Origin of the sequence: Massilia scottii (assembly GCF_030846495.1) — a bacterium.
Taxonomy (GTDB): Bacteria; Pseudomonadota; Gammaproteobacteria; order Burkholderiales; family Burkholderiaceae_D; genus Telluria_A; species Telluria_A violaceinigra.
In genome coordinates this window covers 1-23,504 of sequence record NZ_JAVCWM010000020.1, presented here as the reverse complement: position 1 = coordinate 23,504, position 23,504 = coordinate 1, and the positions used below count along the sequence as shown (strand labels likewise).

The following is a 23,504-nucleotide window of genomic DNA, read 5'->3' as shown; positions in this document are numbered from 1 at the left end:
ACGGGGTTTGGCGCGCTCCATTAAATGGCAGCTGCCGCGGCGAACAGGATGGTCGCCACAAAATCTATTTCCGCGTCGGTAATGATCAATGGTGGCAGCAGCCGGACCGTGGCGCCGTGCCTGCCGCCCAATTCGAGGATCAGGCCGCGCTGCAGGCATGCCTGCTGGAATTGCCTGGCGCGGGCCGTGTGGACCGGCGGATGCCCCTGCCCGTCCGGTTCGCCGTCGCGGTCGACAATCTCCATGCCCAGCATCAGGCCGCGGCCGCGCACATCGCCGATCCAGCCGAATGCGCTCTGCAGCTTGAGCAGATGGGAGCGCAGCCGTTCGCCCACCTGGAGCGCATGGTCCGCCACCGCATGCTGCTTGAGGTAGCGCAGCGTGGCCGTGCCGGCCGCCATCGCCAGCTGGTTGCCGCGGAAGGTGCCGGCGTGCGCGCCCGGTTGCCAGACGTCGAGCTCTTCGCGATAGACCACCACGGCCAGCGGCAAACCGCCGCCGATGGCCTTGGACAGTGGCATGATGTCCGGAATGATGTCGGCATGCTCGAAGGCGAACATCTTGCCGGTGCGCGCGATGCCGCATTGAATCTCGTCGACGATCAGCGCAATGCCGCGCTCCTGCGTGATGCGGCGCAGGCCCTGCAGCCAGCGGTCGGGCGCGGCGATGACGCCACCCTCCCCCTGCACCGGTTCCAGGATCATGGCGCTCGGCGCCGTGATGCCGCTTTCAGGGTCGGACAGCAACTGCTCGATATAGCGCAGGTTCAAATCGATCGCCTGTTCTCCGCCGGTACCGAAGGGGCAACGGTAGTTGTGCGGATACGGCAGCATCTGTACGCCGGACAGCAAGCTGCCCAGGGCATTCTTGGGCCCGAGGTTGCCGCTGATCGACATCGTGCCGAGCGTCATTCCATGATAGGCGCCCTGGAAGGCCAGCACGTTCTGGCGCCCGCTGGTGGTGCGCGCCAGCTTGAGCGAGGCCTCGACAGCGTCGGCGCCGCTGGGGCCGCAAAACTGAGGCTGTCCTGAACGTAAATCCCGCTCGCGCGTTCCAGTACCAAGGGAATCCGGCGCGGATAGCTGCGCGCATTCGACTCCTGGCGGCTCTGCCTGTCGAGCACAGGTGTGCTGTCAAGGCAATACAGGGCATCGAGGCCGGTATGGCTCCGGCGCAGCCGGGTAGCCAGGTCCATCCCTCTTTCAGGCGCATTCATGTCGATCCTCTCACTCGGTTGGTCGCTGCGAACGCAGCGCTTAAAGGTCGTAACGCAGTGCAACGCCGACGGTGCGCGGCGCCGATACGTCAAGCACCCTGCCGGACTGGTTGTTGGCAATGTACTGGCGGTCGAAAACATTCTTTACATAAGCGCTGACGGTGGCCTTGCCGAAGCGGTAGGCCAGGTTGGCGTTGACCAGGGCCGCGTCGTCGCTGCGCCGCACGCTGCTGACCTTGCCGCTGGCATCGGTCAGGTAGGCCGACGCGCTGCCATCCTGATAAATCGCGTCGGCGCTGGCCGTCAGCGCGCTGTCGATACGATATACCATGCCAAGGTTGACTTTGCGGCGCGGCGCGCCAATGAACGATTGCCCGCTCAGCGTATCTCCGTAGGCGACAAAATCCACATAGCGCGTATGGCTGTACGACGCGCCCGCCAGCAGCTGCAGTGCCGGGCTCAGGCGGTACTCGGCGCCCAGTTCCACGCCCTTCACGCGGCTGTGGCCCGCGTTCGCCACTTGCAATTCCTCATCGGCGTCAAGCAGCGCCACCTGCTGGTCCTTCCAGTCGGTGAAATACACATTGGCCGTGGTGCGCAGTTTCTTGTCGAGCCAGGCGGCGCGGTGCGACAGCTCGACGGTATTGGTGTACTCGGGATCGTAAGCGCGGTGCGCGGTGCCGACCCGCACGTTGACGCCGCCGCTGCGGTAACCGCGCTGGACGAAAGCGCCGAACAATTGATCGGGCCCCAGGCGGTAGTTCAAGCCCAGCTTCGGCAGCAAGGCGCTGAAGGTCTTGCGCTGGTTCACCGACGGCTCGGAGGCCAGCCCATCTTCCAGCACCGTTTTGTTGCGTTCGCGCTCGTAGCGCAGGCCGCCCACCAATTGCCAGTTCGGCACGACATCCCAATTAACTTCGCCAAACACGCTGCGGCTGGCGACGCGGGTCGTGCCGGTGACGCTGCCCACGGTCACGCCGCTGTAATTGAGGCGGTCATCCATGTCGTTGCCGACGGTGCCGTAATACACGCCTGCCTGCGCCTGCAGGCCGGGAACCTTGTATGCCAGCCTGGCTTCCTGGTTGAACAGCTTGTTCTTGTGGACCCGCAGCACTTCCTGGGTGCGGTCGGCGCGCTGGTCGAAGTCGAGCAGCGAATCGTAGGTGCCGCGCGAGGACGAGGTAATGCTGGTCAGGGTCAGGGCCGGATTGAGCACGTAATCGGCGCGCAGGGTCGCGCTGTCCTGGTCGAGCTGGTCGAACTCCCCGGTGTTATAGCTCACCGTATAGTATTGAGGCCCCTGGTTGACGGCCTGGATCCCGCGCCGGTTGCGCGCGTGCGAGAGCGTCAACAGCAGGTCGAGGCCATCGATTGGTTCAAGCAGCAGTTTGCCGCGCAGGTTGACGTTGCGCTGGGGATTGGCATCCTTGCCCAGGGTGTCGTTGCGAATGTAACCGTCGCCGCTCTGCACATCGGCGGCGAAACGGGCCGCCAGCTTGCCATCGACGATCGCGCCGCCACCGGCCACGGAAGCGCCGCGCTGGCCAACATTGCCGCCATTGATGCGCGCCGACAGCGACGGCGTGTAGCCCGGGTTCCTGGTCTGGAACACGACCGCGCCGGCCAGCGCGTTGCGGCCCTGCATGGTCGACTGGGAGCCGCGGTACACCTCGATCTGCTCCACGTCCCACAGCGGTAAGGGGCTCAAGGTCAGCATCCGGTGCGGCTGCAATGCATCGTCCACATATACCGACACCGCGCCATTGCTGGTAGCCGGTCCCTGCTCGTCGAAGCCTGCCACCGGCACGCCGCGAATGCCCCAGGTTTCGTTGCCCGACTGGGTATTCACGCCAGGCAGGCGCGCCATGATGTCGGTCAGCGAGGCATCGGCATGGTCGGCGATATCGCGCGCCGTCACCACCGCCACGCTGGCCACCGTGTCGCGCACATGCATCGAATCGCAAGCAAGCGCAAGTGTTTATCGACGCCACCCACGCTGACGCCTGGCGTCACGCCGTGGTTGGGCGATTTATACACCGGTCCGCCCGCTGCCGCTTGCGAAGTGTTCAATCTGCGTACCGGAACGCAGCCGGATCGCAGGCAATCCAACACCCCGGCCAGCGGCTTGGTTGCCCAAGCCATTCTCCTGCGTAGAACAGACGGATACGCGGCAGCTCGCGCGCTGCTGCAACGCGCCCAGGTAGCGCCATCCGTCATACGGCGCGTCCTCACCAAAGCCGTCCACCGCCGGCGCAGTTGCGATCCCTAGCAGCAAGGCGCGAAGCAGGCACCATTGAAGCGCTGCGGGCCATACAAGCACATCGCATCCGTCCGAGCGGCGTGGCCCGGGGAGCAACTGGCAAAGCCCACGGCAACACCGGCCGGCCCGGCAGAAGAACAAACAGACAAATAGGCATTCTCATGAACAAAGAAAATATGCTGTGCCGGCGCGGCGATTCTTCGCTGGCCCGCGTTATCGAGGTCGCCATCGCCTATCAGGAAGCGCTGGGATATCCGAGTGCCAAGGTCTACCTGATGGAGCAAGGCGTGCCCAAGGAGATCATCCAGCGCGTGCTGACGACAAACGGCCGGCGGCGCGCCGCGGCCGCACTGCACACAGCCAGCTAGTCCTTCCTCGCGCTCCTTAGCGTTTTCTTCGCGCGCAGCCAGTCTGGCCGCGCGCAGCCTTGTATGTCACTATAATAAAGATCACTTATGCGCGCTTTGCCAAGCACTCAGGATTTTCCCATTGTCGGCATCGGCGCGTCCGCCGGCGGCCTTCAAGCGCTTCTGGCATTTTTCCAAAACACCGCGCCCGATCTGTCCATGGCCGTCGTCGTGGTCATGCATTTGTCTCCTACGCACGAGAGCAACGCCAGTGCCCTGATACAGGCGCGCACGTCCATGAAAGTGCTGGAAGTCACACAAGCGACCCATATCGAGGCCCGGCATGTGTACGTTATTGCACCCAACAAACAGTTGGAAATGATTGATGGCTATCTTCGTGTCAAAGAGCGAGCGCCGCTGTCCGGCTGGCCGATCGCCATCGATGTGTTTTTTCGTACGCTCGCGCTCGCCCATCAGTCGCGAGCGGTCGCGATCTTGCTTTCCGGGACAGGACGCGATGGCGTGGCCGGCTTGAGAGCGATTAAAGACAATGGCGGCATGGTGTTCGCCCAAGATCCGGACGACGCGGAATTTGCCGGCATGCCGCGCGCCGCCATCGAGACCGGCGCCGTCGACTTCGTGTTGCCGGTTGCTGACATGCCGTGTCGACTGGCGGCCCTGTGGAACAGTGCAAGGCAAATTTCGCTGCCCCCGGAAACCGGCGAACACGCGGCGCTCGCCGGCGCCGACGGCCGTGCGTCCTCTGGCGCTGATGAAGAGTCCTTGCGTGACATTATTTCGATCTTGCGCAAGCGCACCGGGCACGACTTTACCAAGTACAAACGCGCGACCGTGTTGCGGCGTATCGAGCGCCGCCTCCAGGTGAGGCAAAAGACCAGCTTGACGCAATATTGCGCCTTGCTGCGCGAGGATCGCAGCGAGAGCGACGCCTTATTGCGAGACATGCTGATCGGCGTTACCCAATTTTTTCGCGACCCCGAGGCCTTTGAGCTCCTCGCACGCGAGGTACTGCCCCAGATGTTCGGCGGCGACGAACCGAATGCGGTCCGGCGTATCTGGTGCGCCGGCTGCTCCACTGGAGAAGAAGCCTATTCGCTTGGCATACTGATGACTGAACATATTGGCAGGAGCGGAACGGGGTGCGATTTTCAACTGTTCGGTTCGGATATCGACGAACGCGCTATCGCTGTCGCCAGGGCCGGCGTGTACGGCGCCGCGCTCGTCCGCGATCTCTCCAGCACACGGCTGGCCGAGCATTTCATCAGGGAAGAGGGCCGCTATCGCATCAAAAAGAGCATACGCGACAAAATCTTGTTCGCCAATCAGAACCTGTTGCGCGATCCGCCGTTTTCCGCGCTCGATCTGATCAGTTGCCGCAACTTGCTGATCTACCTGAATCGCGAAGCTCATGCCGCAGTCCTGGAAATGTTTCACTTCGTACTCAAGCCAGGCGGCTTTCTCTTCCTTGGCAGTTCGGAATCTGCGGAGGCGCTGACCGAGTTCTTCGTACCGGTCGACAAAAAACATCGGATCTACCGCGCCAAAACCGCGTCCAGGCTGCCGCGCTCGTCCATTCCGATGCGGACACCGCACATGGCCACGACAGCAGTAAGCTACCCGGAACGCTCGGCCAGCGATAAACCCTCCTTTGCCGGGGTCCATCAGCGTGTCCTGGCGGAGTATGCCCCGCCGAGCGTGCTGATCGATCAGCAATCGAATATCGTGCATTTGTCCGAAGGCAGCCATCAATTCTTGCGGCATGTCGCCGGAGAGCCATCTCGCAACTTGATCGCCCTGGTGGAACCGGAATTGCGCCTGGAGTTGCGCGCCGCCATCTTCAACGCCATCCAGAGCGGTAAAAGTGTGGAGACGCGGGGCATCCGCTTCGAACGCGGCACCAAGGTCTTCATTGTCAACATCGTGGTCCGGCCGTTTTACGATGCCAGCACCCTCGCCGATTTCATTCTGGTACTGTTTCACAAGATCGAGCAGGCGGTGGAAGAGGCGCGTAGCGCCGATATCGTGCTCGCTCCGGACGCCATCGTGACGGGACTCGAACTGGAGTTGCAGCGCACCCGGGTGCAGTTGCAAGATACGATAGAACACTCGGAAACGTCCACCGAGGAACTGAAGGCCGCCAATGAAGAGTTACAGGCGATCAATGAAGAATTGCGCTCGGCGACGGAAGAACTCGAGACCAGCAAGGAAGAGCTTCAATCGGTCAATGAGGAGCTGATGACGGTCAACGTCGAGCTCAAAAACAAGGTCGAGGAAACCGGCAAGGTCAACGACGACCTGCAAAACCTGATTGCCTCGACCGACCTGGCCACCATTTTTGTCGACCGCGACATGCGCATCAAGCGCTATACGCCGCACGCCTGCGATCTGTTCAATCTCATCGCCAGCGATATCGGCCGTCCCTTGCATGACATCACCCACAAGCTGCGCTATCCCGAGCTGGCCAAGGATGCGGCAGCGACATTCGGCTCGCTGCGCCCGGTCGAGCGCGAAGTGGCCAGCGAGGATGGGCGCTGGCTCATCGCACGCCTGCTGCCCTACCGCACCGGTCACGATCGGATCGACGGTGCCGTCCTGACCTTCATCGACATCACGACGCGCCGCAATGCCGAGGAACGCGCGCGCGCGGGCGAAGAAAGGATGCGCCTGGTGGCCGACAGCACCAAGGACTATGCGATCATCACCATGGACCGCGACGGGCTTATCACCAGTTTCAACAGCGGCGCCGAGCGCATGTTCGGCTATCGCGAGGAGGATATTCTCGGACGATCGGACGAGCTCATCTTCACGCCAGAGGACCGCGCGGCGGGCGTGCCGCCCGACGAAAAACGTCGCGCCCGCGATGAAGGGCGCGCCGAGGACGAGCGCTGGCACTTGCGCAAGGATGGCAGCCGGTTCTTCTGCAGCGGTGTCATGACTCCCTTGCTTGACAACCAGCTCAATGGCTATGCGAAGATCGGACGCGGCCTCACCGGGCGCCAGGAAGCGGAAAAGGGGCGGGCCGAACAGCTACAGCGCGAGAAAAAGCGCAGCTCCCAGGCGCAGCTTGACAATGCCCAGAAAGACCAATTTTCGGCCATCATGTCGCACGAACTCAAAAACCCCCTGAACCTGATCCACATGCACGCGGAAGTACTGATGCGCCAGCCTGCCGTCAATGCGGCGCCGCCGCTTCAGAAAGCGGTGACGGCGATTCGCTCAGCCACCATCAGCCAGTCCAAGATCATCAACGACCTGCTGGATCTGTCGCGCGTGTCGACCGAAAAAATGGAGTTGAACCGGACCCGCGTCGATCTGTGCGCGCTGGTCGGCATGATCGTCGACGCCATCGGTACCGGGCCAGCCGGACCGAAGCTGGTGGTGCAATTGCCGAACGATCGAGGCGTGACAGTCTATGCGGACGAAGTGAGACTGGAGCAGGTCGTATGGAATTTGCTGAGCAACGCCGTCAAATTCACTCCGCCCGAGGGGACGGTAAGCATTGACATGAAGGCGGACAAGGAGGCGGCCCACTTGTGCGTGCGCGATACCGGACAAGGCATCCGCGCCGAAGCTCTGCCAACAATTTTTGATATTTTCAAGCAAGATACGGTCAATAATTTCCGTGGCAGCAAAGGACTCGGCATCGGCCTGGCGCTGGTGCAGCAGATCGTTCAACTGCACGGCGGGCAAGTCCGGGCCGAATCGCCCGGACCCGGCCAGGGGGCCAGTTTTACCGTGACGCTTCCGCTGGCGCCGGAGCTGCCGGGACATAACGATATCAAGGCACCACAAGCGCGCGCATTGGAGAACTTGCGCGTGCTGCTGGTCGACGACAACGACGATGCGCTGACGGTATTTACCATGCTGCTCGAGATGGATGGTGCCAAGGTTGCGGCAAGCAATTCCGCACGCGAGGCGCTCGGAATGCTGGACAGCGCGTCCTTCGATCTGGTGCTTTCCGACATTCATATGCCCGACATGGACGGCCTCAGCTTCATCATGGAGATACGCAAGCACCCGGGCTACCACGCCGTTCCCGCCATCGCGATCACCGGCATGGGCCGCCAGCAAGACATCGATGAAGCCCTTGCCGCCGGATATTCGGGCTACCTCGGCAAGCCCGTCGATATGACCGATCTGGCGCGCCAGGTCGAGCGCTTGCTCGGCAATCCATCGGAACGCCGGCAAAGCGCCGTCCGCCACCACGATGAAAAGGAAAAGACATGAACAACCTGATTGTGATCGGTGCCTCGGCCGGTGGCGTGGAGGCCTTGACCCGGATGCTCTCGGACATACCGCAGGGGTTTCCTGCCGCCATACTGATCGTCATGCATATCGGCCAGCATCCCAGCATCCTGCCCCAGATACTGGCGCGGCGCTGCGCGCTGCCGGTCAGCCACGCGCGCCATCATGAAGAGCTCAAGGCGGGCATGGTCCTGATTGCGCCGCCGGACCGCCATCTGCTGGTCGAACAGCATGGAACGGCATGGCGCACTGTGGTGACCCGGGGTCCCAAGGAAAACCATACGCGCCCTGCCATCGATACCTTGTTCCGCTCAGCCGCCCTGAGCGGCGGCAAGCATGTCATCGGTGTCATTTTGACGGGCTACCTCGATGACGGTACCGCCGGTCTGCAAGCGATCAAGGCGCGCGGCGGCAAGGCCATGGTGCAGGACCCGGCAGACGCCATCGTGCCGGACATGCCGCGCCACGCCTTGCATCAAGTCGCCGTGGACATGAGCGTGCCGCTGGCAGGAATGGCGGGGGCGCTGGTCGCCCTGGTGGAGGCCAGCGCTGCGCCGATGACGCCACAAGCTGCGCCGGCACCGGATTGGATCGATATAGAAAACAATTTTGCGATGGGCCTGGGCAACATGGATCAACTCAAACATATAGCGACGCCGTCGCAGTACAGCTGTCCCGAATGCGGCGGCGCCCTGTTTCAGCTCAACATCAGGCAACCCTGCCGCTTCCGCTGCCACACCGGGCATAGCTATACCTTGCTGGCATTGGTCGAACAGCAGGATGCCGCAGTCGAAGCGGCCCTGTCGTCGGCTTTACGCGCACTGCAAGAAAAGGAGAGTCTGGCCGAGCAACTCGCTGCGGAGTTGATCGGCCGCAGCATGTTTCCCGAACCCGGCTATGCGGCCCTGGCGCGCCAGGCCCGCACCGACGCCGGCATATTACGGGAAGTGTTATCCCGCCAGCAGGGCGGCAGCGATGGCTCGGAGGATTGAGCCGGAAGCGCCCGGCGCCGGCAGACGCGTGCAATCCGCACAGTACGGTGTGCGTCGGACGTGTCCAGTTCACTGGCCGGGCGGTCGCCGCGGGCAGCACCGCTGTGCGCACAGTGCGCGGCGATTACGCAAGCAAGGCTGCAAGTTTTTGTTCGTCAGACATATACCGGTCGATCTCGTCGTTGGCGCCAGCCAAGACCCGCCATCCCATGAAGACGCCGTAAGCGCGCTCGCGCAAGCGACGTGCCTCGTCTTTAGCGACGCCATGCGACTGCGCCATGCAAGATGACATCTCGGCAAAGCAATGGGATGTAAACATTGCGTAAGTCATGCGCATCAATCGATTCCCCCTTGAATATGGTTCGCCGCGCTTTGTGCCGGCCGCTTGCGCGGAGCCGCCGAGGTGTACGACTGCCCTGCTATCGACAATTGTGCGCCGCATCTTTTCGACTTTCAGTATCGTTTTGGTATGAGCTCAAAAATCGCAGATGCCGAGAAAACCAATTTCAGCAATCGCCTGAAGACTTCGCTGGAAGCGGCGGGGGTCCCGATAAAATATAGTCAATTCGTCCGTGCCTACAACGCCCGTGCAGATGGCGCAGCGGTCAGCGTGCACGCTGCCCGCAAATGGCTTCAAGGCGAGGCGGTTCCCAGCCACGAAAAAGTGGTGGTGCTTGCGACCTGGTTAGGCGTCAATGCCGCGTGGCTGCGCTTTGGCGACGACAACGACGAGCCCTTGATAGAAGGGGTGATTCCTGAAACAAGCATATCGACACCCATCCTGGTGCTAATGAACGACATCATGTCGCTACCACCAAAGGTGCAAAAGTCGATTCGGGAAATTGTCGATGTTTTTCTACGAAACTTCGACCACGAAAACAAAAAACGCTGAGCCGATCGCGTAGCCGCATGGCATTGCGCCGACGGAAGCAGATGTGCGGCGAGCAGATGGCGCCACGTTGACAAACCGGCCAAACCAGACTGCACAGAACTGCGCAAACATCATGCTGCCTTCGGTAAAATTCTGGGCGTTCGGCATGACGGCGGACTGCGGATTACGTGCCGGATTGTGCACAATACCGGGTTACCAGGTCTGCTGCACCGATTCACATTGGCGATAGTGCCGCAGTGCGCGGCGCGGCATCAGGCAAATCCGAAAAATCCGGTTTGCGCTTTTTGAAGAGCGCTGTGAACGCTTCCTTCGCTTGGGGTGCCAGCAGCACCACGCGGACCAAGGTGGCCGGCAGCGCCACCCGTTTGCGCCCGCTTGGCGCGCCGCACACGGTCTTGCAGTAACACTTTTTCCTTGTTGGTGAAACGACGAGGCACCGTGTCAATGAAGCATAGAGTTCCTACCGGGAACCAGAGGGCGATGAGCTTGCCCGCCTGTTGCGCTCGATGTCCACTTTTGTTTTACCACCATTGGCGGCAGCCAGGGCCGCGTTCTCTGCTGTATAGCTTGCGAAGCCGCGCTTGAGAAGCCCGGAGCGGGTTCGCTAGACGGATCTGCGGACGGCGTCGGCAGACCCAGCCGATCCACCTTGCTAACGCGCCGTGTCGGTGCCTGATTGTGTTCGGAGACAGGTTGTCGATATGCTTCATCCCGCGAATCCACGTTTCGGCGCACTCATAGTTCAGGTCATTGGTATCGACGTCGGCTACGCCTGCCCGAATGGTGTCAAGCAACTTCTTCTGGGAGACAGGCACGGACTGGTTGCGCAGATACTTTGAGATGATGACTGTATGCAACTGCCTGCTGCCTCGTATCGAAGGTGGCATAGAACGGTTTGGGAAGGAGAGTGCTGACGACACGGATCTGAAACGCTCCGCTTGCCAGGGCTTTGATCGTGGTCATGGACCAATCATGATCCGAGCATATCGGGAGGGAAACAACGTCAGGCCGTTTTCAGGCCGTTTTGAATTGTGGCCGACCTCCGTTTTGACGGAGGTCGAACCCTGTTTGGACTGGCGATATATTCGCTAAGTCCTTGATTTTCTGGAGGCGAGGACGGGAATCGAACCCGTCTAAACGGCTTTGCAGGCCGCTGCATAACCTCTTTGCTACCTCGCCAGAGACTTGCTGCGCAACCCCCGGGAGGGTTACAAAAAAAGGAAGCGATGCTTCCCTTTCGAATTCTGGAGCGGGAGAAGAGTCTCGAACTCTCGACCTCAACCTTGGCAAGGTTGCGCTCTACCAACTGAGCTACTCCCGCATTGGAGCTATCATCTTACTATTTACTGCCGGATCCATAACAACTGGAGCGGGAGAAGAGTCTCGAACTCTCGACCTCAACCTTGGCAAGGTTGCGCTCTACCAACTGAGCTACTCCCGCATTGGAGTCCTGCATTCTACTACTTACCGCCACTTAAAGCCAGATCCAGAAACTGGAGCGGGAGAAGAGTCTCGAACTCTCGACCTCAACCTTGGCAAGGTTGCGCTCTACCAACTGAGCTACTCCCGCATTTTTTCAAGACCATGATTATCGCAGAAACAAAGCAACATTTCAAGGATAACCTGACGACGTTTTCTCCAAGTATCTGGAGCGGGAGAAGAGTCTCGAACTCTCGACCTCAACCTTGGCAAGGTTGCGCTCTACCAACTGAGCTACTCCCGCTTGGTTTCAACATCGTTACAACATCGTCACAACAGGGCGGCATTATAGATGATCTGGACAGCCTGTCAAGGTTCGACAGGCCATTACTTCCATCAATCCATCATGCCGCCCTTTTCCTTGATCAGCGGCCACGCCAGGCGCATGTAGTAGAACATCGACCAGACGGTCAGCACGGCGGCCAGGTACATCAGGTATTCGCCCAGGCGCTGGGTGTCGACGACGCGGAACAGCATGTCGTGCCACAGCAGCAGCGGAATGGCGGTCATCTGCGCGGCGGTCTTGATCTTGCCGATCGAGCTGACCGCCACCGAACGCGATGCGCCGATCTGCGCCATCCATTCGCGCAGGGCCGAAATGGCGATCTCGCGGCCGATGATGATGAAGGCGATGAAGTGTTCGACCCGGTCCAGGTGCACCAGCACCAGCAGCGCGCCGGCCACCATCAGCTTGTCGGCCACCGGATCGAGAAAGGCGCCGAAGGCCGAGGTCTGGTTCCAGCGCCGCGCCAGGAAGCCGTCGAACCAGTCGGTGATGGCGGCGATGACGAACACCAGGGTGGCGGCCGTGTCCTGGTCGGAGCGCGGCAGCCAGTGGGCGGGCAGGTAGTACACGCCCACAACGAGGGGAATCAGGGCTACACGTAACCAGGTCAGGAGAATCGGGATATTAAAGGGCATAGAGGCGGGCGCACTGGTTAAGCGTTGATAGATGCTTGCGCCGCTAGTCTACCTTGCTAATGATCTTTTAACCAGTTTGGACCGTGCGCGGGCATGCCGCGCACGGTCGCGTCATGCCGGTCAATGCAGCTGCTTGTAAATCTCTTCGGCCAGCTGGGTCGAAATGCCTTCCACCGACATCAGGTCTTCGACGCTGGCGTCGACCACGCCACGCAGGCCGCCAAAGCGCGCCAGCAGCTTCTGGCGGCGCTTGGCCCCGATGCCCTCGATCTCTTCCAGGCGCGAGGTCTGGCGCGTCTTGGCGCGCTTGGCGCGCATGCCGGTGATGGCAAAGCGGTGCGCCTCGTCGCGGATCAGGGCGACCAGCATCAGCGCCGCCGATTCCTTGCCCAGCTCCTGCGCGGCGCGCCCGTCGACGAACATCAGCGTCTCCAGGCCGACCCGGCGCCCCTCCCCTTTGGCCACGCCGACGATCAGCGAGATATCCAGGCCCAGTTCGGCGAACACCTGGCGCGCCATTTCGATCTGGCCCTTGCCGCCGTCGATCAGCACCACGTCGGGCATGACGCCATCGCCGTTGGCGACCTTTTCGTAACGGCGCATCAAGACCTGGCGCATGGCCGCGTAATCGTCGCCCGGCGTGATGCCGTTGATGTTGTAGCGCCGGTATTCGCCGTTCTGCATGGCGTGGTGATGGAACACCACGCACGAGGCCTGGGTCGCCTCGCCCTGCGTGTGGCTGATGTCGAAGCACTCGATGCGCAGGGCATCGAGGTCGGTCGCATCGAGTGCCAGCGCTTCGGCCAGCGCGCGCGTGCGCGATTGCTGCGAACCCTGCTCGGACAGCAGGCGCGCCAGCGAAATCTCGGCGCCCTTGTGCGCCATTTCCAGCCACTGGCGGCGCTGCCCCTGCGGCTGGAAAATCAGGTTGATGCGGTGCCCGCACTGCTCGGTGAGCGCCACCATCAACGCCGGCTGGTCGAATTCGATATTCAGGATCAGCACCCCGGGGATGAATTTTTCGCTGTAGTGCTGCGCCAGAAAGGCCGCCAGCACTTCGACTTCGATCGAGCCTTCGGCAATCGCGGCGGCGTCGCTGACCTGGGTCGGAAAGTAGGCGCGGTCGCCCAGGTGGCGCCCGCCGCGCACCATCGCCAGGTTGACGCAGGCGCGCCCGCCCTGCACCACCACGGCGATGATGTCGACGTCGGCGTCGCCGCCGGTTTCCATGCTTTGCTGGTGCAGCACGCGCGCCAGCGACTGGATCTGGTTGCGCACCGCGGCGGCCTGCTCGAATTTGAGTTCGCCCGCGAACGCGTGCATCTTCGCTTCCAGGTCGGCCATCACTTCACTCTGGCGCCCGCGCAGGAATTTGGCGGCGTTGTCGACGTCGATCTTGTAGTCGTCGCGCGTGATCAGGTCCACGCAGGGACCGCTGCAGCGGCCGATCTGGTGCAGCAGGCAGGGGCGCGTACGGTTCGAGTACACGCTGTCCTCGCAGGTGCGCAGCATGAACACCTTCTGCAGGATCTGCATCGATTCCTTGACCGCCCAGGCGCTCGGGAAGGGGCCGAAATACTGGTTCTTCTTGTCGACCGCGCCGCGGTAGTAAGCCATGCGCGGCACATCCTGCCCGGTGATCTTCAGGTAGGGATACGACTTATCGTCGCGGAACAGGATGTTAAAACGCGGCTTGAGCGTCTTGATCAGGTTATTTTCGAGGATCAGCGCTTCGGCCTCGCTGTGCGTGACGGTGGTTTCGAGGCGCGCGATGCGCTCGACCATCATGGCGATGCGCGGGCTGGCCAGGTTCTTCTGGAAGTAGCTCGACACGCGCTTCTTGAGGTCGCGCGCCTTGCCCACGTACAGGACCGCATCAACGGCGTCGAAATAACGGTACACGCCCGGCAGGTTGGGCAGCTTGGCGACGGTGGCGAGCACCTGTTCGCGCGCGGCGGCGGCCGCACCCGGGTCGGGCGGTGGAGCCGGAACGGGGTTTGCGTTGGAAATTACATCGGTCATTGCAGCATCAATCCGGGTCAATTAAATCAGGCTTGCCGGGTGACGATCACGAAGGCGACGCCGTACTCGGCTTCATCGCTCACCGTCACCTGGGCACTGAGCCCATTTTGCCGCATAAAGGCATCGAGCGCGCCACTGCACACCATGACGGGCTGGCCGGCGGGCGTGTTGAGCATCTGCGCGCTGCGCCAGGCCATCGGCAGGCACAGGCCCAGGCCGATCGCTTTCGAGAACGCTTCCTTGGCTGCGAAGCGCGTGGCCAGGTAGCGCACGCCGCGTACCGCGTTCTGCTCGCGGCGCTGGCGGAACACCGCCAGTTCGTCCTCGCCCAAAATTTTTGTGGCGAAGCGCTCGCTGCGCGCCAGCGCCGCCTCGATGCGCGCGATCTGCACGATGTCGGTGCCGATCCCGTAGATCATCGGCGGCGCCGGTTATGCCGCCACGCGCGCGGCCAGGCGCGCGGCGACCATGATGGCCTTCATCTCGCGCACGGCGTTTTCGAAACCGGCAAACAGCGCATGGGCGACGATCGCGTGGCCGATATTGAGTTCGCCGATATCGGCGATGGCCGCGATGGCCTGCACGTTCTGGTAGTGCAGGCCGTGGCCGGCATTGACCTTCAGGCCGCGCGAGACGCCAAAGCGGGCCCCGAGCCGGATGCGCTCAAGTTCATGCGCCAGTTCGCCATCGCCCGCTTCGGCATAGCGCCCGGTGTGCAGTTCGATCACCGGCACGCCCATGTCGGCGGCGGCGCCGATCTGCGCTTGGTCGGCGTCGATGAACAGGCTCACGCGAATGCCCTCCCCTTGCAGCTGCTTGACGGCCGCTTCGACTTGCCGGTAGTAGCGGATCACATCGAGGCCGCCTTCGGTGGTCACTTCCTCGCGCCGCTCGGGCACCAGGCATACGTCCTGGGGCCGCACGGCGCAGGCGAAGTCGATCATCTCGCGCGTGACGGCCGCTTCCAGGTTCATGCGCGTCATCAGCTGCGGGCGCAGGGCGATCACGTCGGCGTCCTTGATGTGGCGCCGGTCTTCGCGCAGATGCAGGGTGATCACGTCGGCGCCGGCCTGCTCGGCCAGCATGGCCGCGCGCAGCGGGTCCGGATAGACGGTGCCGCGCGCATTGCGCAGGGTCGCCACATGGTCGATATTCACGCCCAGGTCGATGACCGGGCCATTCGGTTGAAGGAAGCTCATGATGGTTGTCGGTTGCGTGGTTAATTTATAGCTGCATCAGGTCGATCAGGATCTGGCGCGTGTTCAGGGGCGATCCGCCCAGCTGGTGGGCCAGCAAGAAGCGCATCAGCACCTTGCTCTGCGCCTGGGTGACGGGGTCGCTGTAATCTTCGCGTTCCATGTCGAGCAGCGTTTTGCCGCTCACCGCCGGCCAGCTGTCCGATTCGCGCGCCAAGCGCGCGCCGCGCTCGGGGTCGACCACGTACTGGCCATCCGGCTCGACCGCCGTGCGGGTGCTGGTGCAGCGCGTCAGGTCGGCGGCCACGCCTGTCTCTTTAAGTAAGGCCCGTTCGAATTTTCGCAAGACGATAGTCGCCGGTTCGTTGTGGGCCAGCTGGTTCAGGGTCGAGACATAGTGGTCGAACAGGGCCGGGTGCGGGTCGTCGCGCGCGATCAGCTTGACCAGCAGTTCGTTGAGGTAGAAGCCGCACAGCAGCGCGGTCTTCTCCAGGGGGAGCATGCCGCCCACCCACTCGGCGTCGATCAGGGTGCGCAGTTCGGACTTGCCGCTCCACGCGGCCTGCAGCGGCTGGAAGGTCTGCAGCACGCCGCGCAGTTTCGACAGCGGCCGCTTGGCGCCCTTGGCGACCAGTCCCACGCGGCCGAAGTCGCGCGTGAACATGTCGACGATCAGGCTCGTTTCCTTGTACGGATAACTGTGCAGCACGAACGATGGCTGGTCGCCGACCCGCTCGCCGCGCTGGGGGACGCGCCGCCTGGCCACTGGGGAAGGCGCCGCCGCGGCAGGAGCCGCGCTGGCCGCTACGGCGACGGTCAGGTCGGCCTCGTTGGTGGGCATGCGGGTGGCGCTGCTCCGCGCTTACTCGTAGCCGTAGGCGCGCAAGCCGGCTTCATTGTCGGCCCAGCCGGATTTGACCTTGACCCAGATCTCCAGGTACACCGGGCCGCCGAACAGCTTTTCCATGTCGAGCCGCGACTGGGTCGATACTTCCTTCAGGCGCGCGCCCTTGTTGCCGATGACCATCGACTTGTGCGTGTCGCGCTCGACCAGGATGGCGGCGAACACGCGCCGCAGGTCGCCTTCCTGCTCGAATTTTTCGATCAGGACGGTGCTGGTGTACGGCAGTTCGTCGCCGACGAGGCGGAACAGCTTTTCGCGCACGATTTCGGAAGCGAGGAATTTTTCGCTGCGGTCGGTGATGTCGTCCGGGCCGAACACGGGCGCGTTCTCGGGCAGCAGGCGCTTGATCTCGTTTTGCAGGCCGTCGAGCTGGAACTTGAGCTTGGCCGAGACAGGCACGATGGCGGCAAAATCATGCTTGGCCGCGATCTGCTGGGCGAACGGCATCAGGGCCGCCTTGTCCTTGACCCGGTCCGACTTGTTGATGACCAGGATGCACGGCACGTCCGTGGGCAGCAGGTCGATCACCTGCTGGTCGGCCGGGCCGAAGGTGCCCGCCTCGATCAGGTACAGGATCACATCGGCCGAAATGAGCGTATTGGTGACGGTCTTGTTGAGCGTCTTGTTGAGCGCATTCGAGTGGCGCGTCTGGAAGCCCGGCGTGTCCACGTAGATGAACTGGGCGTCGTCCACGGTCTGGATGCCGGTGATGCGGTGGCGCGTGGTCTGGGCCTTGCGCGAGGTGATCGAGACCTTGGCGCCGATCAGCACGTTCATCAGGGTCGATTTGCCCACGTTGGGGCGGCCGACGATGGCGATATAGCCACAACGGAAGTTTTCTGGGGTAGTTGTGGCGTTCATGCTGATTTCGTTTCTGGATGCGGGTGTTTAGGGGTTTTGGCGTCGACCGGCAGCGTGCTGTCGTCGTCGGCGTCGGGCTCGGCGTCGCTCTGGATGGTGGCGATGCCGGCCAGCTTGAGCTGGGCGGCGCGCGGCTTGGCCTTGCGGCCGGCCGGCGGGGTTTTCAGCAAGGCTTGCTCGGCCACTTCGAGCGCGAGCTTGGCGGCGGCCTGTTCGCCGGCGCGGCGGCTGCCGCCACGGCCGTAGACCTGGATGCCGAGCTTGGGCACCAGGCATTCGATCTCGAATTCCTGGCTGTGCGCGGCGCCATGGGTGGCCACCACGTTATAGGTCGGCAGCGAGATCTTTTTACTTTGCAAAAATTCCTGGAGCAAGGTCTTGGCATCCTTGCCGAGCGTGCGCGGGTCGACCGAGTCGAGAATCGGGATGTAGAAGGCGCGGATCACGTCGCGCGCGGCATTGAAGCCGGCGTCGAGGAAAATCGCGCCCAGCAGCGCTTCGAGCGTGTCGGCCAGGATCGAGGGCCGGCGAAAGCCGCCGGACTTGAGCTCACCCTCGCCCAGGCGCAAAAATTGCGACAATTCCAGCTTCTGGGCGATCTCGTAGAGCGACTGCTGCTTGACCAGGTTGGCGCGCAGGCGCGACAGGTCGCCCTCGTCGATGGCGGTAAAACGCTCGTACAGCACCGACGCCACCACGCAGTTCAGGATCGAATCGCCGAGAAACTCGAGGCGCTCGTTATGCAAACTGCTGTGGCTGCGGTGCGTCAAGGCTTGCTGCAACAGGCCAGCATCCTGGAACGTATACCCTAAGCGCGTTTGCAATAACTGAAGATTCATGTGTCGGATTTCTTGGTTGGACTGCCTTAACGGATGGGGTCTGCTGGTTTTTCAGGAATGACGCCGCTCGGGTCGGTGGTGCCCGAGTAATCGATCAGCAGCGTGACATTGGTGATCAGCGGAATGCGCGAGGTGTAGGCAAATGCCACCTGGGTCTCGCCGGTTTCCTTGGTGATGATCAGGTCGGTGCCCTTGATCGTTTTGATGCTGTTGATGTCGGCGTGCTTGTCGAAGGACAGCTGGATGTCGCGCACCGTGCCGTCGATCTTCTTGGCGGCGATGATGCCGGCCTTGACCGAGCGGTATTCCAGAAAGGTCGGAAAGACTTTCATGGCGAACATGGCAATAAAGGTAATGATTGCCAGCAAGAAAATCAAGCCTGACAAGGATACGCCCTGCTGTTTCGCCAGATTGACGGGTTTCGATCCGTACATAGTAAATCCTTTTGACTTTAATGAATGCTGCCGATGCGGCCAAGACTACCCAGGTTCATCCAGACAAAAAACGCCTTGCCCACGATATTCTTATTCGGGACGAATCCCCAATAACGGCTGTCGGAGCTATTGTCCCGATTATCGCCCATCATAAAGTAATTGCCTGGAGGTACGATACACGTAAATTTATCGACGGTATAGGTGCAGCCTTCCCGGTGCGGGAAGTTTTTGACCTGGTCGATGTTGATCACCGCCTTGCCCTCATCGTTGAGGATGCGGTGCGGCACGCCGGTCAGGTCTTCCATGTATTGCTTATGGTAAACGGGCGACTCTTCGTCGAGGAAATCGGGCAGCGCCGTATACTTTATTTCCTGGCCGTTGACGGTCAGGCGCTTGTTTTCATACGTGATTTTATCACCGGGAATGCCGACCACCCGCTTGATGTAATCCTGCGCCATATCGTCGGGATATTTGAACACCATCACGTCGCCGCGCTGGGGGTCGTTGACGTCGATGATTTTCTGGTTCAGCACCGGCAGGCGGATGCCGTAGGTGAACTTGTTCACCAGGATCAGGTCGCCGATGACCAGGGTCGGCACCATCGAACCCGAGGGAATCTTGAACGGCTCGTACAGGAAGGAGCGCAGGATGAACACCAGCGCAATCACCGGGAAGAAGCTGCCCGAGTACTCGATCCAGGTCGGCTGGCGCAGGATGGCCGCTTCGATCGAGTGGCGGCTGGTGTTGTCGACCTTGATGCCCTCGGTGCTCAGCTTGGCATTGCGTGCGTCGAAGGCGGCCAGGGCCGCATCGGCCGCGGCACGCCGCTGGCGCGCGAAGTAAAACACATCCAGGCACCAGACGATGCCCGTGAGCACCATCAACACGAACAGGATCAGTGCAAAATTCCCTAAGATAAACTGCAGGTTCATTTATCGTCCACTTGTAAAATTGCCAGGAAGGCTTCTTGCGGAATTTCCACCGAGCCCACCTGCTTCATGCGCTTCTTGCCGGCCTTCTGCTTCTCGAGCAATTTCTTCTTGCGGCTGATATCGCCGCCGTAGCACTTGGCCAGCACGTTCTTGCGCAGCGCCTTGACGTTTTCGCGCGAAATGACGGTCGCGCCGATGGCGGCCTGGATCGCCACGTCGAACATCTGGCGTGGAATCAGTTCGCGCATCTTGGCGGCGACCTGGCGGCCGCGGAACTGGCTGTTGGCGCGGTGCACGATGATGGCCAGCGCATCGACTTTTTCGCTGTTGATCAGCATATCGACCTTGACCACGTCCGCGGCCCGGTATTCCTTGAACTCGTAATCCATCGAGGCATAGCCGCGCGAGGTCGACTTGAGGCGGTCGAAGAAGTCGAGAACGATCTCGGCCATCGGCATTTCGTAGATCAGCTTGACCTGGCGGCCGTGGTAGCTCATGTCCATCTGCACGCCGCGCTTGCCGATGCACAGGGTGATGACCGAGCCCACGTATTCCTGCGGCATGTACAGGTTGACCGTGACGATCGGCTCGCGCACTTCCTCGATCTTGGACGGGTCCGGCATCTTGGATGGATTGTCGACCCGGATCAGGGAGCCGTCGCGCATGATCACTTCGTACACCACGGTCGGCGCCGTGGTGATCAGGTCCATGTCGAATTCGCGCTCCAGGCGTTCCTGCACGATTTCCATGTGCAGCAGGCCCAGGAAGCCGCAGCGGAAGCCAAAGCCCAGCGCCTGCGACACTTCCGGCTCGTACATCAGGGCCGCATCGTTGAGCTTGAGCTTTTCGAGCGAGTCGCGCAGCGCATCGTACTGGTTCGCCTCGACCGGGAACAGGCCGGCGAACACCTGCGGCTGGACTTCCTTGAAGCCCGGCAGGGGCGAGCTAGCCGGCTTGGCGGCGTGGGTCACCGTGTCGCCGACCTTGGCGGCCTTGAGTTCCTTGATGCCGGCGATGACGAAGCCGACCTGGCCGGCGGAAATCTGCGGCAAGGATTGCGATTTCGGGCTGAACACGCCCACGCTCTCGACCAGCTGCACCGATTCGGACGCCATCAGCAGGATTTTTTCTTTCGGCTTCAGGGTGCCGTTGATCACGCGCACCAGCATCACCACGCCGACGTAGTTATCGAACCACGAGTCGACGATCAGCGCCTGCAGCGGCGCGTCCGGATCGCCCTTTGGCGGCGGGACCCGGGCGATCAGCGATTCGAGCACGTCTTCCACGCCCAGGCCGCTCTTGGCCGAACACTTGACGGCGTCGGTCGCATCGATCCCGATCACGTCTTCGATCTCGGCGATGGCATTGGCCGGATCGGCGTGCGGCAAGTCGATCTTGTTGAGAACCGGCACCACTTCCACGCCCAGGTCGAGCGCGGTGTAGCAGTTCGCCACCGTCTGCGCTTCCACGCCCTGGGAAGCATCGACCACCAGCAGCGCGCCTTCGCACGCCGACAGCGAGCGCGACACTTCATAGCTGAAGTCGACGTGGCCCGGCGTATCGATCAGGTTCAGGTTGTACACCTGGCCGTCGCGCGCCTTGTAATGCAGGGCCGCGGTCTGGGCCTTGATGGTGATGCCGCGCTCGCGTTCCAGGTCCATCGAATCGAGCACCTGGGCTTCCATGTCGCGGTCGGACAAGCCGCCGCAGATCTGGATGATGCGGTCGGCGAGGGTCGATTTGCCGTGATCGATGTGGGCGATGATGGAGAAGTTACGTATGTTGTTCATTAATGCAATTCAAAACCAAGTAGGGAAGGACGACATTCGGGGTGGTCGCGCGGGCTTTGCTGCTCCAGCTTGCTGCGTCAGCTTGCTGCTCCAGCTTGCTGCGTCGGCTTGCCGTATCGGAGCGACGCCGCCCCATACGAAAAAAGCGCTCCGTGGGGGCATGGCTATCCCCAGGCGAGCGCCTTGTCAAGCGAGAGAAGCTGTCAAGCTCAGAACAGAAGCTGATTCCGACCCCGCATTTTACCGGATTTCAGGGTAGAAAGCCGGTCTATTGCCGAATTCCGTGTAAACATTGTTAAATCGACACAGGCGATGCCGCCAGGTAGGCACGTACGGCCGCTTCGTCGAGGAAGTAGTGGCACAGCTCGGGGCCGGCCGGGTCGCCGAACAACACCGGCACCAGTTCGTCGAAGCGCTCGACCAGGGCCGGGTCGGCATCGACGTCGATCACCTCGACGGCGAAGCGCACGGTCTCGGTTTGCAGGGCATTGAGGGCGTCGAGCAAGTCGTCGCACAGGTGGCAGTAGCTGCGGGAATACAGGGTGAATCGGATCATGGCAATCATGTTATCAAAAAGGAAAAGCCGGCGGCCAGGGGGCGCCGGCGATGGCTGGTTGGCCGGGGGCTCAACTTGTTTTGGGATGGATCACCACGTACTGGGCGGTGTCGTCGCGCCGCACCAGCACCAGGGCATTTTTGCGGGTATCGAGCCGGGCGACCATGGCGTTGAACTGTTTGGCATCCCTGATTTCGATATTGTTCAGTTGCAGGATCAGGTCGCCGGGACGCAGGCCGGCACGCGCCGCCAGCGCTTCGCTGGCGTCGACCAGCACGCCGCCGTCGATCTGCAACTCCTTGCGCTGCGCCTCGCTCAGGTCCGACACATGCAAGCCCAGCGCGTTGGGGCGCTGCTCGGGACCCGGCTTTTTGGGACCCGGCTTGCGCGCGGCCTTGTCGTCGTCGAGCGTGACGATGTTGACCGGAATATCTTTCTGCTGGCCCTGGCGCCAGACCGTGACCACGGCCTTGCTGCCCACGGCCGTGGCGCCCACCAGGCGCGGCAAATCGCCGCTGCGCTCGATTTCCTTGCCGTTGAACTTGAGGATGATGTCGCCGACCTTGATGCCATCCTTGTCGGCCGGACCGCCCGCCTCCACCCGCACCACTTCGACGCCGCGCGCCTGGCCCAGGCCCAGCGCCTCGGCCACGTCCTTGGTCAGTTCGTCGATCTCGACCCCGAGGCGCCCGCGCGTGACCTTGCCGCTCTTCTTGAGCTGGTCGGCAACGCGCATCACTTCATCGATCGGCACGGCAAAGGAAATGCCGTTGTAGCCGCCGGAGAGGGTCGCGATCTGGGAATTGATGCCGATGACTTCGCCGCGCATATTGATCAGGGGGCCGCCCGAGTTGCCGGGATTGACCGCCACATCGCTCTGGATCAGGGGCAGGAAGTCGCCGGTATCGCGCGACTTGGCCGAAATGATGCCGGCCGTGACGGTATTGTTCAGGTTAAAGGGCGAGCCGATGGCGATCACCCATTCGCCCACGCGGATCTTGCCGGAGTCGCCGATGGTCAGGCTGGGCAACTGTTGGGCGTCGAGCTTGAGCAGGGCCACGTCCGAGCGCTTGTCGGAACCGAGCACGCGGGCCTTGAATTCGCGCCGGTCGGTCAGGGTGACCAGCACTTCGTCGGCGCCGTCGACCACATGGGCGTTGGTGAGCACAAAGCCGTCGGCCGAAATGAGAAAACCGGACCCGACGCCGCGCTGCAGCTCGTCTTCCTGGGACGGGGCCTGGGGCGGCAGCTGGGGAGCGCGCCTGCCGCGCGGGTCCTGCGCGCCGTAGAAGCGGCGCAGCAGGTCCAGCACTTCTTCCTCGGTGGGCGCGCGCTCGCCCGGCTTGAGCTTTTCGGTGGTGCGGATATCGACCACCGCCGGCCCGACCTTGTCGATCAGGTCGGTGAAATCGGGCAAGCCGGTGACCAGCGGCGCGCCCACCGGTGTGGCGGCCCCGGCCTGCGGGGCGGCGCCCAGGGCGGCAGCGGCGATGAACAAAGCGGAGAAGAGCTTGCTGCCAACGGAAAGTGTCATGGTGATCGGGTAGGGGGAATCGGATAAAGATTGACGTTATGGTAAGCCAAAACGCCCTCCTTG

Annotated in this window: 20 protein-coding genes and 5 tRNA genes; 4 read left to right on the top strand and 21 right to left on the bottom strand. The window is 62.1% G+C overall.

The genetic code is table 11. The features are described from left to right. Positions 1-20 precede the first annotated feature (20 nt). Together RBA41_RS23745 and RBA41_RS23740 are read right to left on the bottom strand one after the other, a co-directional pair. Positions 21-971: an aminotransferase class III-fold pyridoxal phosphate-dependent enzyme gene (locus RBA41_RS23745; RefSeq protein ID WP_306626783.1), complete on the bottom strand. Its 951-nt coding sequence runs from the start codon at positions 969-971 to the stop codon at positions 21-23. Between the two features lie 285 nt (positions 972-1,256). Then, on the bottom strand, positions 1,257-3,170 hold the full coding sequence (locus tag RBA41_RS23740) for a TonB-dependent receptor (protein ID WP_306626705.1): 1,914 nt from the start codon (positions 3,168-3,170) through the stop codon (positions 1,257-1,259). A gap of 467 nt (positions 3,171-3,637) precedes the next feature. Here RBA41_RS23740 and RBA41_RS23735 point away from each other — a divergent pair, with 467 nt between their 5' ends. The 3 genes from RBA41_RS23735 to RBA41_RS23725 all read left to right on the top strand — a co-directional run bounded on the left by RBA41_RS23735 (position 3,638) and on the right by RBA41_RS23725 (position 9,081). Beyond that, entirely contained in the window at positions 3,638-3,844 is a 207-nt protein-coding gene (locus tag RBA41_RS23735; protein WP_306626704.1) for a hypothetical protein, read from the top strand. A gap of 87 nt (positions 3,845-3,931) precedes the next feature. Continuing rightward, entirely contained in the window at positions 3,932-8,071 is a 4,140-nt protein-coding gene (locus RBA41_RS23730) for a chemotaxis protein CheB (protein WP_306626703.1), read from the top strand. Beyond that, a complete protein-coding gene (locus tag RBA41_RS23725; protein ID WP_306626702.1) occupies positions 8,068-9,081 on the top strand; it encodes a chemotaxis protein CheB in 1,014 nt (337 codons plus the stop codon). Before RBA41_RS23730 ends, RBA41_RS23725 begins: the two co-directional genes overlap by 4 nt. Positions 9,082-9,205: 124 nt before the next feature. Here RBA41_RS23725 and RBA41_RS23720 read toward each other — a convergent pair whose 3' ends face one another. Continuing rightward, positions 9,206-9,418, bottom strand: coding sequence for a hypothetical protein (locus RBA41_RS23720; RefSeq protein ID WP_306626701.1), 213 nt, complete (start codon positions 9,416-9,418; stop codon positions 9,206-9,208). Positions 9,419-9,484: 66 nt separating this feature from the next. On the opposite strand from RBA41_RS23720, the gene RBA41_RS23715 reads away from it, so the two are divergent. Next, the gene (locus tag RBA41_RS23715) at positions 9,485-9,973 is read left to right on the top strand and encodes a hypothetical protein (protein WP_306626700.1); all 489 of its coding nucleotides are present in this window, start codon (positions 9,485-9,487) and stop codon (positions 9,971-9,973) included. Positions 9,974-10,759: 786 nt separating this feature from the next. Here the strand turns inward: RBA41_RS23715 and RBA41_RS23710 are convergent. From RBA41_RS23710 to RBA41_RS23625, 18 genes are all read right to left on the bottom strand, one after another. Further along, positions 10,760-10,936 carry a hypothetical protein gene (locus tag RBA41_RS23710; RefSeq protein WP_306626699.1) on the bottom strand — a complete coding sequence of 59 codons (177 nt, stop codon included), beginning with the start codon at positions 10,934-10,936 and terminating at the stop codon, positions 10,760-10,762. A gap of 142 nt (positions 10,937-11,078) precedes the next feature. Beyond that, positions 11,079-11,152, bottom strand: a tRNA-Cys gene (locus RBA41_RS23705). A 66-nt stretch (positions 11,153-11,218) separates the two neighbouring features. Further along, a tRNA-Gly gene (locus tag RBA41_RS23700) sits at positions 11,219-11,294 on the bottom strand. 44 nt (positions 11,295-11,338) lie between these two features. After that, positions 11,339-11,414: transfer RNA gene (locus RBA41_RS23695), tRNA-Gly, on the bottom strand. 53 nt (positions 11,415-11,467) lie between these two features. Next, positions 11,468-11,543 (bottom strand) — tRNA-Gly (locus tag RBA41_RS23690). A gap of 77 nt (positions 11,544-11,620) precedes the next feature. Next, positions 11,621-11,696 (bottom strand) — tRNA-Gly (locus RBA41_RS23685). Between the two features lie 92 nt (positions 11,697-11,788). Next, positions 11,789-12,373 carry a CDP-diacylglycerol--glycerol-3-phosphate 3-phosphatidyltransferase gene (gene pgsA, locus RBA41_RS23680; protein ID WP_099877078.1) on the bottom strand — a complete coding sequence of 195 codons (585 nt, stop codon included), beginning with the start codon at positions 12,371-12,373 and terminating at the stop codon, positions 11,789-11,791. 120 nt (positions 12,374-12,493) lie between these two features. Continuing rightward, positions 12,494-14,395, bottom strand: a complete 1,902-nt coding sequence (uvrC, locus tag RBA41_RS23675) for an excinuclease ABC subunit UvrC (protein ID WP_306626698.1) — start codon at positions 14,393-14,395, stop codon at positions 12,494-12,496. A 26-nt stretch (positions 14,396-14,421) separates the two neighbouring features. Next, positions 14,422-14,814, bottom strand: coding sequence for a holo-ACP synthase (gene acpS / locus RBA41_RS23670; protein ID WP_306626697.1), 393 nt, complete (start codon positions 14,812-14,814; stop codon positions 14,422-14,424). A 12-nt stretch (positions 14,815-14,826) separates the two neighbouring features. Further along, complete coding sequence (gene pdxJ, locus RBA41_RS23665; protein WP_306626696.1) at positions 14,827-15,594, bottom strand: pyridoxine 5'-phosphate synthase; 768 nt, start codon at positions 15,592-15,594, stop codon at positions 14,827-14,829. Between the two features lie 25 nt (positions 15,595-15,619). After that, on the bottom strand, positions 15,620-16,432 hold the full coding sequence (recO, locus tag RBA41_RS23660) for a DNA repair protein RecO (protein WP_306626695.1): 813 nt from the start codon (positions 16,430-16,432) through the stop codon (positions 15,620-15,622). Positions 16,433-16,453: 21 nt separating this feature from the next. Further along, the gene (gene era / locus RBA41_RS23655; protein ID WP_099877067.1) at positions 16,454-17,356 is read right to left on the bottom strand and encodes a GTPase Era; all 903 of its coding nucleotides are present in this window, start codon (positions 17,354-17,356) and stop codon (positions 16,454-16,456) included. Further along, positions 17,353-18,195, bottom strand: a complete 843-nt coding sequence (gene rnc, locus RBA41_RS23650) for a ribonuclease III (protein WP_306626694.1) — start codon at positions 18,193-18,195, stop codon at positions 17,353-17,355. The genes era and rnc overlap by 4 nt, the downstream gene beginning before the upstream one ends. A gap of 26 nt (positions 18,196-18,221) precedes the next feature. Then, positions 18,222-18,629, bottom strand: coding sequence for a DUF4845 domain-containing protein (locus RBA41_RS23645; protein ID WP_306626693.1), 408 nt, complete (start codon positions 18,627-18,629; stop codon positions 18,222-18,224). A 17-nt stretch (positions 18,630-18,646) separates the two neighbouring features. Further along, positions 18,647-19,561, bottom strand: a complete 915-nt coding sequence (gene lepB / locus RBA41_RS23640) for a signal peptidase I (RefSeq protein WP_306626692.1) — start codon at positions 19,559-19,561, stop codon at positions 18,647-18,649. Continuing rightward, positions 19,558-21,351, bottom strand: a complete 1,794-nt coding sequence (gene lepA, locus RBA41_RS23635) for a translation elongation factor 4 (RefSeq protein WP_306626691.1) — start codon at positions 21,349-21,351, stop codon at positions 19,558-19,560. Before lepA ends, lepB begins: the two co-directional genes overlap by 4 nt. 295 nt (positions 21,352-21,646) lie before the next feature. Next, positions 21,647-21,907: a glutaredoxin family protein gene (locus tag RBA41_RS23630; RefSeq protein WP_099877056.1), complete on the bottom strand. Its 261-nt coding sequence runs from the start codon at positions 21,905-21,907 to the stop codon at positions 21,647-21,649. Positions 21,908-21,977: 70 nt separating this feature from the next. Continuing rightward, complete coding sequence (locus RBA41_RS23625; RefSeq protein WP_306626690.1) at positions 21,978-23,441, bottom strand: DegQ family serine endoprotease; 1,464 nt, start codon at positions 23,439-23,441, stop codon at positions 21,978-21,980. Positions 23,442-23,504: the final 63 nt, after the last annotated feature.